Source organism: Hydrogenophaga luteola (assembly GCF_042648585.1).
GTDB classification, from domain to species: domain Bacteria; phylum Pseudomonadota; class Gammaproteobacteria; order Burkholderiales; family Burkholderiaceae_C; genus Hydrogenophaga; species Hydrogenophaga luteola.
In genome coordinates this window covers 502036-517599 of sequence record NZ_JBHRXX010000009.1, presented here as the reverse complement: position 1 = coordinate 517599, position 15564 = coordinate 502036, and the positions used below count along the sequence as shown (strand labels likewise).

Below are 15564 nucleotides of genomic sequence, written 5' to 3'. Positions count from 1 at the left end.
CCTGGGGGGTGACGCGAAGCGGCGCGGGGGGGTTAGAACTGGTAGCCGACGCTCACCTTGACGACCGGCAGCACCTTGGCGCTGTTCAGGTCGTCCTGCACCTTGCGCTCCTCGGCGGCAATGGCTGCCTGGGCGCCAGGCTGGGCCAGCAGGCCACCCGAGCCGGTCAGCTTGACCTTGGGCTTGCCGATGGACACACCCAGGTCCAGACCAAAGGTCCAGCCTGGCTCGTTGTGCCGGCCATGGCCCCAGCCCACGCCGATGTAGGGCATGGTGCTCGGGTACTTGATGTCGGCGCGCAGCGAGTTGCCCGTGGCATCGAAACGCTGGCCGTCGATGGTGACGGAGCCGTTCGTGGCTTGGGCGTTCAGTGCGGCCGAGGTGCCGCCGAACGTGGCGCCGCCAACCATGCGGAACGTGCCCAGGAAGGGGCGGAAGTCGACGAACACGCCGTTGCCCTTGAGCTTGAGGTCGCCCTTGTAAGTGATCTGGTCCTCGGTGTAGGTGTCCGATTCGGTCAGGCTGGCCAGTTCGCCGCGAATGCCCAGGGCCGGTCCCACTGGCAGGTTCAGGCCCACGCCCAGGCCACCCGTGCCGACGACGCCGTACACGCCAACGCCTTGCGCCATTGCGGCGCCAGACAGGGCCATCAGGGACAAACCGGTGATCAGAAGTTTCTTCATGCAAGCGCCTCTCTATGGGGGTGTTGGGGAGCGGGCGAGTATAGGAGTGACGACAGCGCCCGGGTGGCTATTTCACCCTTCGTTTCAAACCGTTGCCCGCCACGGGATAATTGCGCCCCATGAGCATCACCTACAAAGACGAGGCTGGCATCGCAGGCATGCGCACCGCCTGCCGCCTGGCCTCGGAGGTCCTGGACTTCCTGACCCCGCACATCCAGCCCGGCGTGACCACGCTGGAGATCGACCGCCTCTCGGCCGAGTACATGAAGCAGCAGGGCACGCGCTCGGCCACCATCGGTTACCAGCCCCCGGGCTACCCGCCCTACCCTGGCCACCTCTGCACCTCGATCAACCACGTCGTCTGCCACGGCATCCCCAACGACAAGCCGCTCAAGAAGGGCGACATCCTCAACGTCGACGTCACCGTGATCACCCCAGAAGGCTGGTACGGCGACAACAGCCGCATGTTCCTCATCGGTGGCGAGGCCGCCTGCAGCGTGCAGGCCCGGCGCCTGACCCAGGTCACCTTCGAGGCCATGTGGAAGGGCATCGTGATGGTCAAGCCCGGCGTGCGCCTGGGCGACATCGGCCACGCGATCCAGACCTATGCCGAAGGCAACGGCTATTCGGTGGTGCGCGAGTTCTGCGGCCACGGCATCGGCCAGCGCTTCCACGAAGAGCCGCAGGTGCTGCACTACGGCCGCCCCGGCACGCTCGAAGAGCTCAAGCCCGGCATGACCTTCACCATCGAACCCATGATCAATGCCGGCAAGCGCGACATCAAGGAAATGGGCGACGGCTGGACCATCGTCACGCGCGACCGCTCGCTGTCCGCGCAGTGGGAACACACCGTGCTGGTCACGCCCACGGGCTACGACGTGCTCACGCTCTCGGCCGGCAGCCCGCCCCTGCCGTCCTTCGTCACCACCACCGCCTGCTGATTCCGGAGCGCTCCCATGGCTGAAGCCGCAGGCGATCTCGGCGCGCTGCGCCAGCGCTACCGTCAGGACAAGACCACCCTGTTCACCCAGCTGGGCGAACAAGGCTCCTCAACCCGCGGCGTGCGCCGCACCCTCCAACAACTGGCCCGGCTGACCGACGACACGCTGCGACAGCTCTGGACCAACGCCGGGTTTGGTGCCGGGTTTTCTCTGCTGGCCGTCGGAGGCTATGGCCGCGGCGAGTTGTTCCCGAACTCGGACGTGGACGTGCTGGTGCTGCTGCCCGACGGGGCGACGCCCGACGGCGACGAGGCGCTGAAGACGCGTCTGGAGTCCTTCATCGGCGCTTGCTGGGACGTGGGCCTGGAGATCGGCTCCAGCGTGCGCTCCGCCGCCGAGTGCGTGGAAGAAGCCGAACGCGATGTGACGGTGCAGACCTCGCTGCTCGAATGCCGCCTGATCGTGGGCTCGCGGGCGCAGTTCACCGGCCTGGTGCGGCGTCTGGGCGAGGTCATGGACCCCAAGGCCTTCTTTGTGGCCAAGACGCTGGAGATGCGCCAGCGCCACACCAAGTACGAGAACACACCGTACTCCCTGGAGCCCAACTGCAAGGAGTCACCTGGCGGCCTGCGCGATCTGCAGGTGATTCTGTGGGTGGCCAAGGCGGCCGGCCTGGGCCGCAGCTGGGACGAGCTGGCGAGAAGAGGCCTGGCCACTCCGCTGGAGGTGCGCCAGATCAAGGCCAACGAGTCCCTGCTGAGCCTGATCCGCGCGCGCCTGCACCTGCTGGCCCACCGGCGCGAGGACCGGCTGGTGTTCGACCTGCAGACCGCGGTGGCCGAATCGTTCGGCTACAAGGCGCAGGCGCCCGCCCCCGCCGGCCCGGACGAGCAGCCGCCAGCGCCCACCGCCCGCCTGGCCCGCCGCGCCAGCGAGGAGCTGATGCGGCGCTACTACTGGGCCGCCAAGGCCGTGACCCAGCTCAACCAGATCCTGCTGCTCAACATCGAGGAGCGCCTGAACAGCGACGAACACGGTGCCGACCAGATGCGCCCTATCAACGAGCGCTTCTTCGACAAGGCCGGCATGCTGGAGGTGGCGAGCGACCACCTCTACATCCAGCAGCCCCACGCGATCCTCGAAACCTTCCTGCTGTACCAGACCACGGTGGGCATCAAGGGCCTGTCGGCGCGCACGCTGCGCGCGCTCTACAACGCGCGCCCGATCATGAACGGCGCCTTCCGCACCGACCCGGTCAACCGAGCCACTTTCCTCCAGATCCTGCAGCAGCCCGAGGGCATCACGCACGCCATGCGGCTGATGAACCAGACCTCGGTGCTGGGGCGCTACCTCTGGGTGTTCCGCCACATCGTGGGCCAGATGCAGCACGACCTGTTCCACGTCTACACCGTGGACCAGCACATCCTGATGGTGCTGCGCAACGTGCGCCGCTTCTTCATCGCTGAGCACTCGCACGAGTACCCGTTCTGCTCGCAGCTGGCCGCCGGCTGGGACAAGCCCTGGATCTTCTATGTGGCGGCGCTGTTCCACGACATCGCCAAGGGCCGTGGCGGCGACCATTCCGAGCTGGGCGCCCGCGATGTGCGTAGCTTCTGCCGCCAGCACGGCATTGCGCGCGAAGACACCAAGTTGATCGAGTTCCTGGTGTCCGAACACCTGACCATGAGCCGCATCGCCCAGAAGGAAGACCTGAGCGACCCGGACGTGATCGGCGCCTTCGCCCAGCGGGTGGGCAACGAGCGCTACCTCACCGCGCTCTACCTGCTCACGGTGGCCGACATCCGCGGCACCAGCCCCAAGGTGTGGAACGCCTGGAAGGGCAAGCTGCTGGAAGACCTGTACCGCTACACACTGCGCGCCCTGGGCGGCCGCGCGCCCGATCCCGACGCCGTGGTCGAGGCGCGCAAGCGCGAGGCCCTGTCGATGCTGGCTCTGCACGCCCTGCCCCACCAGGCACACAAGACCCTGTGGGACACGCTGGACGTGGGCTACTTTATGCGCCACCAGGCCGACGAGATCGCCTGGCACACGCGGGTGCTGACACGCCAGCTCGCCATCAACGCCCGCGGCGAAAAAGGTGTGGCACCCGCACCGGCCGGTGAAGCCAGCGCTCCCGACGCCGCGATCGTGCGTGCCCGCCTTTCACCCGAGGGCGAGGGCCTGCAGGTGCTGGTCTATGCACCCGACCAGAACGACCTCTTCGCCCGCATCTGCGGCTACTTCGACAACGCCGGGTTCTCGATCCTGGATGCCCGCATCCACACCACCATGACGGGACATGCGCTGGACACCTTCCAGGTGGTGGCGCCCACGCTGTCGGACCACTACCGCGAGCTGATCGCCATGGTGGAGAACAAGCTGGCCAGCACCATTGACGGGCGCGGTCCGCTGCCGCCACCCAGCAAGGGCCGGCTCTCACGCCGGGTCAAGAGCTTCCCGATCACACCGCGGGTGGACCTGCGGCCCGACGAAAAGGCCCAGCGCTGGCTGTTGAGCATCTCGGCCAGCGACCGTGCCGGCCTGCTCTACTGCATTTCGCGCGTGCTCGCCCAGCACCAGATCAGCGTGCAGCTGGCCAAGGTCAGCACCCTGGGCGAGCGGGTCGAGGACACCTTCCTGATCAGTGGCCCCGAGCTGCAGGTCAACAAGCGCCAGATCCAGATCGAGACCGAGCTGCTGGAAACGCTGGAGGGCTGAACGCCCTCCAGGATCTTCAGGCGGGGTGGCTCAGCGCGTTCGGGTCGCGCTCATGGGCCCGCTCGTTGCGCACCTGACGGCCGAACAGGCGGGCGAAGAAGATGCTCAGGTCGTCGACCATGGTGAACACCGCCGGCACGACCAGCAGGCTCAGCAGGGTCGAAGTGACCAGGCCACCGATCACCGCCACCGCCATCGGCGAACGGAAGCTGCCGTCCGCCGCCCCCGAACCGACCGCCACCGGCAGCATGCCCGCCACCATGGCGATGGTGGTCATGACGATGGGTCGCGCCCGCTTGTGGCAGGCGTCCAGAATCGCCTCCAGCCGCGGCAGGCCGCGCTGGCGGCGCGCCTCGATGGCGTATTCGACCAGCAGGATGGAGTTCTTAGATGCAACGCCCATCAGCATCACCAGGCCGATCAGCGAGGGCATGGAGAAGCTTTTGTTGGTCAGCAGCAGCGCCACAAACGCGCCCCCGAAGGACATCAGCAGCGCCGGCAGGATGGTCAGCGGCATCAGGAAGGCCTTGAACAGCAGCACCAGCACGATGTAGATGCACAGCACGCCGGTCAGCATGGCCAGACCGAAGCTGGCGAACAGCTCGCCCTGCACCTCGGCGTCACCGATCTCCAGCACCTGCACGCCCGGCGGCAGGTTCTGGATGCTGGGCAGGGCGTCCACCGCGGTCTTCATGTCGCCCAGCGGGATGCCGGCCAGTTCGACCTCGAAGTTGATGTTGCGCGAGCGGTCGTAGCGGTCGATCACGGCCGGGCCGCCGCCGAAGCTGAGCGTGGCGACCTGGCTGAGCATCACCGGGCCCTTGGCCCCGGGCACCGACAGGCGGCCCAGCACGTCCAGGTTCTCGCGCGCCGCGCTGTCGAGCTTGACGACGATCGGCACCTGGCGCTGCGGCAGGTTCAGCTTGGGCAGGGCGCTGTCGTAGTCGCCCACCGTGGCGATGCGCAGCGTCTCGGCGATGGCCGAACTGGTCACGCCCAGATCGGCGGCGCGTTGCAGGTCGGGCGTGACGATGATCTCCGTGCGCACCAGCGCGGCCGACGACTGGATGCTGCCCACGCCGTTGATGGTGCGCAGGTCGCGTTCGATGGCGCGGGCCGCGGTCGACAGCGCGTTGGCGTCGCTGCCGGTGAGCGTGAGGATGTATTTTTCGCCGGATCCGCCCAGACCCACCTTGTAGCGCACGCCCGGCAGGCCGGACATCACCTCGCGGATCTGGTTCTCGATCACCTGCTTGCGCGGGCGCTCGCCACGCGGATCAAGCTGGATCGTCAGCGCCGCCTTGCGCGACTCCTGCGCGCCCTGCGGGGCGAACGGGTCGCTGCCGGCCGAGCCGGAACCGATGGTGGTGTAGACCGACTTGACATGCTGCACGCCATTCACCAGCACCCGCGCCCGCTCGGCGGTGGCCACGGTCTGCGACAGCGTCGCGCCGGGCGGCAGCTCCAGGTAGACCTGGGTCTGCGAGTTGTCGTCCGGCGGGATGAAGCCCTGCGGCAGCAGCGGGATCAGCGCCAGCGAGCCAATGAAGAAGGCGACCGCGCCGATCAGCGTCAGCCAGCGGTGGCGGATGCAGGCCGCGGCCCAGCGCTGGTAGGTGTTGAGCCAGCCGGGCTCGTTCTGATTGGTCATCCAGGCCCAGAGGCCACCGAACACACGGTTGCTGCGCGCCCAGGCCGGCTGGTCCTTGGCGGTCACCACGGGCTTGAGGATGTAGGCCGCCATCATGGGCGTGAGCGCGCGCGCCACCACCAGCGAGGCAAACACCGCCAGCGCGGCCGTCCAGCCGAACTGCTTGAAGAACTTGCCCGGAATACCGGCCATGAAGGCCGTGGGCAGGAACACCGCGATCAGGGTGAAGGTGGTCGCGATCACGGCCATGCCGATCTCGTCCGCCGCCTCCATGGCCGCCTGATAAGGCGTCTTGCCCATGCGCATGTGGCGCACGATGTTTTCCACTTCCACGATGGCGTCGTCCACCAGGATGCCGATCACCAGCGACATGGCCAGCAGCGTGACCACGTTGATGGTGAAGCCCATGTAGTGCATGCCGATGAAGGCCGGAATGGCCGACAGCGGCAGCGCCACGGCCGAGACCACCGTCGCACGGAAGTCGCGCAGGAACAGCCAGACCACCAGCACGGCCAGGATGGCGCCCTCGTACAGCAGGGTCATGGAGGCGTTGAACTCCTCCTCCACCGGCGTCACGAAGTCGAAGGATTCTGTGATCTGCAGGTCCGGACGGGCCGCCTGCAGCTCCTTGAGCCTGGCGCGCACCCCATGGCCCACTTCGACTTCGCTGGCGCCCTTGCTGCGCGCGACCTCAAAACCGACCACTGGCTTGCCATCGAGGAAGGCAGCGGCGGTCGGCTCGGCGATGGTGTCCTTGACGGTGGCGATCTGGTCCAGCCGGATGCTGCGGCCATCGGAGAGCGACAACTCGAGTGCCGCCAGCTCTTCGGCCGACTTCATCGACGAGAGCGTGCGCAGCGGTTGCTGGCTGCCGCCGATGTCGGCGCGGCCACCCGCGCTCTCGATCTGAACACGGGCCAGCTGGCGCGAGATGTCGGCCGCCGTCGCACCCAGCGACTGCAGCTTGAGCGGGTCCAGCAGGATCTGCACCTCGCGGTTGACGCCGCCCACGCGGTTGATCGCGCCCACGCCGCGCACGGACAGCAGCAGCTTGGCCACGTCGTTGTCGACGAACCACGAGATGGCCTCGTCGTCCATCTTGTCCGAGCGCACTGTGTAGGCCAGCACCGCACCACCGGCCAGCTCCAGCTTGTTGACGATGGGCTCGCGCAGGTCGGTGGGTAGGTCGCCGCGCACCTTGGCCACGGCCGAGCGCACGTCGTCCAGCGCTTCCTGGGTACTCTTTTCAATGCGGAACTCGGCCGTGATCGAGACCGTGCCGTCCTGCACCTTGGTGTAAATGTGCTTGAGACCCTGCAGCGAGGCCAGGCTGTTCTCGATCTTGCGCGCGACGTCGTTTTCCAGCTGGTTGGGCGCGGCGCCCGGCAGGCTGGCAACGATGGTGATGTTGGGCACGTCCAGGTCGGGGAAGTTCTGCACCTTCATCGCCTGGAACGAGAACAGACCGGCGAGCGTGAGCATGACGAACAGCATCGCCGCCGGGATCGGGTTTTTGATGGACCACGCGGAAACGTTCATGGCCGGCCCTTCACTGCGCGATCTTCACGAGGTCGCCCTCGTTCAGGAAGCCGGCGCCCTGCACCGCCACCGTCTCGTCGGCCTTCAGGCCCTGCAGCACCTCGACCCGGTCCCCCGAGCGGCGCCCGGTCTCCACCTTGCGCTGCCCGGCCTTGCTGTCGGCACCGATCACGAACACGTAGTTGTGACCGTCGCGCACCACGATGGCCTGTGCCGGCACCGTCAGCGCCTGGCTGCTGCCGATCTGGAACTGGCCGCGCGCGAAGGTGCCGGCCTTGAGCTCGGTGTGCTTCGGCAGGTCGGCGAACACCAGCACGTTGCGGGTCTGCGGATCGGCCGTGGGCGCGATGGCCCGCACCGTGCCCGCCACTTTCAGGCCGCTCGCGGCCGTGACCTCGACCTTCTGACCCACCTTGACCTGGCCGACCTCGGCCGGCGTGACCTCGGCGCGCCACTCCATGCGGCTCTGGCGCACCAGGCGGAACAGCTCCTGTCCGGCACCAGCGACCGCACCGACCGTGGCCGACCGGGCAGAGATCACGCCATCGTCCGGCGCACGCACCTGGGTGTTGCCCAGGCGCACCCGGCTGGCGGCGTAGGCGGCTTTGGCGGCTTCGAACTGCGCCCGCGTCACCTTTTCCTGCGTCAGGTACTGGGCAATCTGCGATTTGGACAGCGCCCCGGTGTTTTCGATCGAGCGCGCCCGGTCGGCGTCGGCCTTGGCGCTCTCGGCCGCGGCCTCGGCCTGCATCAGCGCCGCCTTGCCCTGCAGACTCTCGGCCTCGGAGGTCTCGCGGGCGAAGGTGGCCAGCACCTGGCCCTTCTTCACCACGTCGCCAATGTTCACGTTCACCGTGGCCAAGCGCAGGCCCGGCACCTCGGCGCCGACGCTGGCCTCCTGCCAGGCGGCGATGTTGCCGTTGGCCTGCAGCTGCAGCGCCAGACTGGCGGTTTCGGGCTTCGCGGTGCTCACCGTCATCGCGGGCTTGGGCGCCGCGGGCACCGCGCCTTCGGCGGTGGGCGCCGCCGGACTGGCCGTAGCCCCTTCGGCGGGCTTGTCGCTGCCGCCGCAGGCCACCGCGAGAACCGAGGACAGCAGCAGCACGGCCGCGAGGCGGCCCGAGGAATCAACGGACAAATGGCGCATGGTCTTCTTCATGAGGCTTGGCGCACCGGTTGCGGCGCGATCTGGGGGTCAAAACCGCCGCCCAGGGCGACGTACAGGGCGATCCAGGTGTTCAGGTGGTCCAGCTGCAGCGCCACGGCGCCGCTGTCGGCATTGAGCTTGAGCCGGCGGGCCTCCTCCAGCTCGTTGAGGTTGGCCAGGCCGACGCGGTAGCGCGCCTCGGTGGCCTCGAACGAACGGGTGTAGCCCGCGACGGCCTGCTGGCTGGCGACCAGCTGGGTGCGCAGCGTGTCCAGCGCCACCAGCGACTGCTCCACCTCTGCGATGGCGCGGCGCAGCACATTGGCGTACCCGATCGCCGCCGATTCGTAACGCGCGGCAGCGGCCTCGGCCGAGGCGTTCAAGCCGCCGCGGCCGATCAACGGCAGGTTCAGCACCAAGGGGCCAACCGACCAGGTGTTGAACGTCGTGCTCTCACCGCCGGTGGTGAATCGGTTGCGCAGCACGCTGCTGCTCAGGCTCAGGCTGGGCCAGAGCGCCGCGCGGGCCACGCCCACACCCTCGGCGGCGGCCACCAGCTCCTGCTGCGCGCGGGCCACGTCGGGCCGCTGGCGGATCACCTCCAGCGGCACGGCCGACACCGCCAGCGCCGAACCCGCAGCGGTCGGGTCGGGCAAGGCGCCGCTGGGCCCCAGGCGTTCGCGCAGGGCGGGCTCATCAGCACCCACCAGCGCCACGATGGCCTTGAACTGCTGCTCGCACTGGCGCTGCTGTTGCGCCAGGCGCGCTTCGGCGTCGGCCTGTCCGGCGCGCGCCAGGGCCGCAGTGGCCGGCGCCAGCAAGCCGGCACGCTCGGTGTCCGCGGCGCTCTGAGCCGTGATGGTGCGCGAGGCGCGGTCGCTGTCGATCACGGCTTTCTGTGCCAGGCAGGAGCGCCAGCCCAGGTACAGGCGCGCCGTTTCGGCCGCCATCAGCACGCGCGCCTCGTGCCAGCCGGCCTGCGCAGCACTCGCCTCGGCCGAGGCCTGGCGAACCGACGAGGCGTTCTGACCCCACAGGTCGATTGCCCACGAGGCCTGCAGGCCCACGTTCATGCCCGTGCCGAGCGGGGCGCTGGCGTCCACGCCGCGGTAGGCGCCGGCGGTCAGACCCACCTGGGGCAGCGTGGCGCTGTCGGCGCCGGCCAGTGCCGCGCGCGCTGCAAACACCTGGGCCCGGGCCGCCATGATGCTGGCGCTGCCCTGCTGGGCCTGCCCGATCAGCTCTGGCAGCCGGGGATCGCCGAGGCGCGACCACCAGTCGACCAGCGAGGTGGTCTGGCCCTGGTGAGGCACGGCGGGTGCGAACCAGGCCTTGGGCAGGCTGGACTCCACCATCTGCACACCGCGCTCGGGCGGCGGCCCCATGCCCGCACAGGCGCTCAGGCCCAGCGCGCTCAACAGAATAAGAAGTGGTTTCATTTGCATTCAGACGACGCGCCGCGTTGCAGCGCAACAAAGGAATCGAGCATAGCGAAGCCGCAGCCCGTTTCCGAAGACTTTTTGTTTCAGTTTTTTTCGTTTTCCGCCACACCCGGTGCCACCACTTCGGTGAAACCGAAGCGGGTGAAGTCGCGCACGCGCATCGGATACAGCGTGCCCATCAGGTGATCACATTCGTGCTGCACCACCCGGGCGTGAAAGCCTTCCACCTCACGATCCAGCCGGCTGCCGTCGGCGGCAAAGCCCTGGTAGCGGATGCGCCGCCAGCGCGGCACCACGGCCCGCAGCCCAGGCACCGAGAGGCAGCCCTCCCAGCCCTCCTCTTCTTCACCGCCCAGCGGAGTGATGACCGGGTTGATCAGCACGGTGCGCGGCACGACAGGCGCATCCGGATAGCGCGGATTGGGCGCACCGGTGCCAAAAATCACCACCTGCAGGTCCACACCGATCTGCGGCGCCGCCAGGCCGGCACCGTTCGCCGCGGCCATGGTCTCCTCCATGTCGGCAACCAGCTGGTACAGCTCGGGCGTGTCGAACGTCTGCACGGGCTGCGCGATCCGCAGCAGCCTGGGGTCGCCCATCTTGAGGATCGTGTAAATGGCCATGAGAAAGCGGCGGTATAGGGGTTTTGCCCGGATGGCGCGCGATTGTGGCGCAGCTAGAGTGGGTGGAGATACCCGCCCCCGTAATTGCTGCCACCACGCTGTCAGGAGGACCCATGCAATTTGCGCCGATTGGCACCGCTTTGGCCACGCTGGCGTTCTCAGGCGCCGTCTTCGCCCAGGGCGCCGAAATTTTCAAAGGCGCCGACCTCGCGCTGGGCGAGAAGCTGATCGCCGAACACAAGTGCGCGCAGTGTCACGCCAGCAAGGTGGGCGGCGATGGCAGCGCGATCTACAAGCCGCAGGGCAAGTTCAACAATGCCGGCCTGCTGCGGGGCATGGTCGAAATGTGCAACACCCAGATGAACCTGGGCCTGTTTCCCGAAGAAGTGACGGCGGTGGCGGCGGTGCTCAACCGCGACCACTACAAGTTCAAGTAGCAGGCTCGACTGCTGCAGCTGGTTTCCAGGCTTTGAATTTGGCCCAGCGCCAACCAAAGTACCCTTGGTGTTCCTCGAATTCAAGCGTATCGCCTATGGACGCTTTTTCGTAGGTGGCAGCAGAAACAGCCACCGAGCGTTTTCTGGTATCCCCAGGCCACCCTTGATGCTGCAACAGGTAGGTGGTGCTGGTCGGCCTGAAGAACCGCTTGCTCTTGTGGACGGACTTTCCAACCAGCGTTCGCTGCACATGGGACGCAGGGGACAGGTCGAATTCGACATTGATGTCTCGCAACACACTTGAGGACGTGGACCAAGCGCCGAATGTCCCCACCAGCGCGAGCTCTGTCAACACTAGGTGCAAACGGGAACTGCCCTTCAAGGAGAGCAAGGCGGCAAGCGCAAGCGAACCTACAACACACGCGGTGACCACCCAAGCACTGTATTTCAGAGCCTCAATGTCCAGAATGAACTCTGGTGAAAGCAGGGATCGGGCCCATGAAATCACTCCGGCGAGCGCAAGCCCAGAGCTCAAAGCCAACACGACAACGGCCGGTACCAAATACCGATCCCGCTCAACAGCACTGGCGTCGGGCATGCAAGCATCAAGCTCTTTCTGCATGTGCTGCAAATGGGGAAGCAGGTTCGCAGCGAAGTCTCGATTGCGTTCCCGAGAAGTCTTTGTGTACCCATCGCCACAACCGATCACCATCCACAGACGCCCTCTGGCACACACGATCCTCTTGAGCCACCGATCCTCGCACTGTGCGGCAAACATATGTTGGGCGGCATGGAGAAACTGACTGTTTCCCGCCAAGCTGTTGAACAGATGCTGATCGTCGGACTCAACGTAGACAAGCGAATCAAAGCCCGAATAACCGAACTGGTGCTCATGAGTCAGCCCAGCCCACTTGAAGAACCGGTCCCAGCCCCCTTCTCGCTTGAGTTGGAATCGAAAGGTCTCTGGCGCGTCTATGCCGACCAAAAGGCCATAGTCCAAGCCTTGGCGCGAACGCACCTTGGTTTTGCATAGGATGCCTGCGAGGTTGTCCTCAACGCCTGCCCAACTGTAGTGCCACCGCATCCACCACTGGTACCCCACGCTGGCAACCAGAGTCACAAAACCCAGTGCGACCCACATCCAAGCACCCTCGCTCTCAGGCTGCTGAAAGCAGTGCAAGCATGCCGGCCTCATCAAGCACAGCCACACCCAGCTCACGCGCCTTGTCCAGCTTGCTGCCCGCCTCTTCGCCGGCCACCACGTAGTCGGTCTTCTTGCTCACCGAGCCGGCCACCTTGGCGCCCGCCGCTTCGAGCATTTCCTTGGCCTCTTCGCGCTTGAGCGTGGGGAAGGTCCCGGTCAGCACGAAGGTTTTGCCCGCCAACGGCTGGGCCGCGCGCTCGGCCGGGGCGCCCTCATCCCAGTGGACGCCGCAGGCGCGCAGCTGCTCCACCACCTCGCGGTTGTGCGGCTGGTCGAAAAAGGTCCGCAGGCTCTGCGCCACGGTGGGTCCGACGTCGTTGACTTCCAGCAGCTGCTCAAGAGAGGCGTCCATGATCGCGTCCAGGCTGCCGAAGTGGCGCGCCAGGTCCTTGGCCGTCGCCTCGCCCACGTGGCGAATGCCCAGGCCGAACAGGAAGCGCGGCAGCGTGGTGTGCTTGGACTTTTCCAGCGCGTCCAGCACGTTCTGCGCCGACTTTTCGGCCATGCGGTCCAGGTTGGCCAGCGCCATCAGGCCCATGCGGTAGAGGTCCGGCAGGGTCTTGACCACATCGGCGTCCACCAGCTGCTCCACCAGTTTGTCGCCCAGGCCCTCGATGTCCACCGCGCGACGCTGCGCGTAGTGCAGGATGGCCTGCTTGCGCTGGGCACCGCAGAACAGGCCGCCGGTGCAGCGGTGGTCGACCTCGCCCTCTTCCCGCACGGCGGCGCTCCCGCAGACCGGGCAGACCTGCGGCATGGTGAACACCAGCGCACCCTCGGGGCGTTTTTCGGGCAGCACGGCCACCACCTCGGGGATCACGTCGCCCGCACGGCGCACGATCACCGTGTCGCCCACGCGCACGTCCTTGCGGCGGGCCTCGTTTTCGTTGTGGAGGGTGGCGTTGGTCACAGTCACGTTGCCGACGAACACCGGCGCCAGCTTGGCCACGGGCGTGAGCTTGCCCGTACGACCGACCTGCACGTCGATGGCCAGCACGGTGGTCAGCTGCTCCTGCGCCGGGTACTTGTGCGCCACCGCCCAGCGCGGCTCGCGGGTCTTGAAGCCCAGTTCGCGCTGCAGCGCGAGCGAATTGACCTTGTAGACCACACCGTCGATGTCGAACGGCAGCGCGTCGCGCTTCGCAGCGATCAGCGCGTGGAACGCCACCAGGCCGGCCGAACCCTGCGCCACGCAGCGATCGGCGCAGACCGGCAGACCGAAGGCGGCCAGCGCATCGAGCAGGCCACTGTGCGTGCCGGGCAGGGTCCAGCCCTGCACCTCGCCCAGGCCGTAGGCGAAGAAGGACAGCGGGCGCTGCGCTGTGATCGCCGGGTCCAGCTGGCGCACCGCGCCGGCGGCGGTGTTGCGCGGGTTGATGTAGGTTTTCTCACCCTTCTCGCGCTGGCGTTCGTTCAGCCGCTCGAAGTCGTCGCGGCGCATATAGACCTCGCCGCGCACCTCCAGAACCTCGGGCGCTTCGCCGGTCAGCCGCAGGGGAATCTGCCCGATGGTGCGGATGTTCTGCGTCACGTCCTCGCCGGTCTCGCCGTCGCCGCGTGTGGCTGCCTGCACCAGCACACCGCGCTCGTAGCGCAGGTTGATGGCCAGGCCGTCGAACTTCAGCTCGGCGGCGTATTCGACCGCGGGCGCGTCCACGGTCAGGCCCAGTTCGCGCCGCACCCGCGCATCAAAAGCCTCGGCGCCCACCGCGGTGGTGTCGGTCTCGGTCTGGATCGACAGCATCGGCACCGCATGGCGCACCGGCACCAGCCCATCCAGGACCTTGCCGCCCACGCGCTGGGTCGGCGAATCGGGGGTAAGCAGTTCGGGGTGCGCCGCCTCGATGGCCTGCAGCTCCTGGAACAGCCGGTCGTACTCGGCGTCCGGAATCTCCGGCGCGTCCAGCACGTAGTAGCGGTGGGCGTGGTGGTGCAGTTGCGCCCGCAGTTCGGCGGCGCGCTCCGCCGGCGTGGGCTCGGCGGCAAATAGATCAGGTGTCATCAGGAAAAGAGGCGGCGTGCCTGGGGCGATCCGGCGGACAGGTCGTGGCTGTCGAGCGCGTCGTACAACGACTCCAGGTCGGCGCCGATCTGGTCCATGGTTTCGCCGTTCAGAGGCTGGCCCGCGTCGTCGGTGACCACGCCGTCCATGGCCTCGGCCAATGCCGAGGCAGCTTGGCGCAGGCGAACAAAAGGCTGTTCGCTGCGGGGCACGTGGGTGACCTCCAGCGACAGGTTGATCTCACGCAGCGCGCTCTGCTCCGGGTCTTCGGCCATGGCCGCCTGCGGATCGAACGACAGGCTGAGGATAGGGGCCTGGCCCGCGGCGCTGCCGGGCAGCACCATGCGGCCGGGCAGCACGCCCGCCACAAAACCGAAGCGCGCGGCATTCTGAGACACGTAGCCTGGGCTCCAGGCGGCGCGGCGCGCCCGCAGCGTGAAACCGAGCTGGGCATCGTGGCCGCTGGCGAAGGCGTCCAGCTCGCGGGCCCGCGCCACCTCGGCCCGCATATCAGGGAAGTCCGGCATGGCGCCGATGGCGTCGGCAAAGGCCTGGGCCTTCATCACGAACTCGGAGAACTCGATGTCGTTCAGGGCGCCAGCGCGGTTCGCGAGCTGCACACCCACCTGCAGGGCCTTGTAGCGCTGCCCCAACCGGGGCGCCTCCCACTCGCCACCCTCTTCGACCAGTCCCTCGACCGCGAACGGCTTGCTGCCTACGCGGCGCGTGCCAGGCAGGGCGGCGATCACGGCATCGCCCGACACCTCGCCGTCGAGCTGCAAGGGGGCGATGACATCGATCAGGGCATCCAGCCCAGGCCGCTTGTCCGGCGTGGTGACGACGTGGTTGAGCGTGACCGCCACCGATGGCACGGGCCGCACCTCTTCGCGCACCGACACGGCTTCCACCGGCTCATCGCGCAGCACCGGCTCAATGCGCTCTCCATCGCCTTCCACACGGTCCGCCAACGGCTCGGCATCGCCCACCGGCACGGTGTCTGCGCCTGCGGCATCGTGCGGCAGGTCGGCCTCGGGCAGGCCTCGGGCGGTGCGGGGGGCGCTGCGGCGAGTGACCCAGGCGTTGTAGGCGACCACGCCCGCTAGAACAAGACCGCCGACGATGGCCAGGCTGATTTGCAAGGTGCTCATGGGTGTAAGCGGCGGTATTGGGGGATGTT

At 67.5% G+C, this 15564-nt stretch carries 11 protein-coding genes; 3 read left to right on the top strand and 8 right to left on the bottom strand.

Annotated elements, in window-relative coordinates:
* Positions 1 to 32 precede the first annotated feature (32 nt).
* Positions 33 to 683: a hypothetical protein gene (locus ACFOPI_RS21235; protein ID WP_382178446.1), complete on the bottom strand. Its 651-nt coding sequence runs from the start codon at positions 681 to 683 to the stop codon at positions 33 to 35.
* A 119-nt stretch (positions 684 to 802) separates the two neighbouring features.
* Here ACFOPI_RS21235 and map point away from each other — a divergent pair, with 119 nt between their 5' ends.
* Both map and ACFOPI_RS21225 read left to right on the top strand, forming a co-directional pair.
* Positions 803 to 1624, top strand: coding sequence for a type I methionyl aminopeptidase (gene map, locus ACFOPI_RS21230; protein ID WP_382178443.1), 822 nt, complete (start codon positions 803 to 805; stop codon positions 1622 to 1624).
* A 15-nt stretch (positions 1625 to 1639) separates the two neighbouring features.
* Complete coding sequence (locus ACFOPI_RS21225) at positions 1640 to 4342, top strand: [protein-PII] uridylyltransferase (protein WP_382178441.1); 2703 nt, start codon at positions 1640 to 1642, stop codon at positions 4340 to 4342.
* 16 nt (positions 4343 to 4358) lie between these two features.
* Here the strand turns inward: ACFOPI_RS21225 and ACFOPI_RS21220 are convergent, their stop codons facing one another.
* The 4 genes from ACFOPI_RS21220 to def form a co-directional block, all read right to left on the bottom strand.
* Entirely contained in the window at positions 4359 to 7532 is a 3174-nt protein-coding gene (locus tag ACFOPI_RS21220; RefSeq protein WP_382178438.1) for an efflux RND transporter permease subunit, read from the bottom strand.
* Positions 7533 to 7542: 10 nt separating this feature from the next.
* Positions 7543 to 8691, bottom strand: a complete 1149-nt coding sequence (locus ACFOPI_RS21215) for an efflux RND transporter periplasmic adaptor subunit (RefSeq protein WP_382178436.1) — start codon at positions 8689 to 8691, stop codon at positions 7543 to 7545.
* Entirely contained in the window at positions 8688 to 10118 is a 1431-nt protein-coding gene (locus ACFOPI_RS21210; RefSeq protein WP_382178433.1) for an efflux transporter outer membrane subunit, read from the bottom strand. Before ACFOPI_RS21210 ends, ACFOPI_RS21215 begins: the two co-directional genes overlap by 4 nt.
* An 86-nt stretch (positions 10119 to 10204) precedes the next feature.
* Positions 10205 to 10744, bottom strand: a complete 540-nt coding sequence (def, locus tag ACFOPI_RS21205) for a peptide deformylase (RefSeq protein ID WP_382178430.1) — start codon at positions 10742 to 10744, stop codon at positions 10205 to 10207.
* A 113-nt stretch (positions 10745 to 10857) separates the two neighbouring features.
* On the opposite strand from def, the gene ACFOPI_RS21200 reads away from it, so the two are divergent.
* Positions 10858 to 11181 (top strand): hypothetical protein, encoded by a 324-nt coding sequence (locus ACFOPI_RS21200; RefSeq protein WP_382178427.1) that lies wholly within the window; start codon positions 10858 to 10860, stop codon positions 11179 to 11181.
* Here the strand turns inward: ACFOPI_RS21200 and ACFOPI_RS21195 are convergent.
* From ACFOPI_RS21195 to ACFOPI_RS21185, 3 genes are read right to left on the bottom strand one after another with little or no spacing between them, the layout of a single operon-like run.
* Complete coding sequence (locus ACFOPI_RS21195; RefSeq protein ID WP_382178424.1) at positions 11174 to 12322, bottom strand: hypothetical protein; 1149 nt, start codon at positions 12320 to 12322, stop codon at positions 11174 to 11176. The genes ACFOPI_RS21200 and ACFOPI_RS21195 overlap by 8 nt on opposite strands.
* 16 nt (positions 12323 to 12338) lie before the next feature.
* On the bottom strand, positions 12339 to 14387 hold the full coding sequence (gene ligA, locus ACFOPI_RS21190) for an NAD-dependent DNA ligase LigA (protein ID WP_382178422.1): 2049 nt from the start codon (positions 14385 to 14387) through the stop codon (positions 12339 to 12341).
* Positions 14387 to 15535 (bottom strand): cell division protein ZipA C-terminal FtsZ-binding domain-containing protein, encoded by a 1149-nt coding sequence (locus ACFOPI_RS21185; RefSeq protein ID WP_382178419.1) that lies wholly within the window; start codon positions 15533 to 15535, stop codon positions 14387 to 14389. The genes ligA and ACFOPI_RS21185 overlap by 1 nt, the downstream gene beginning before the upstream one ends.
* Positions 15536 to 15564: the final 29 nt, after the last annotated feature.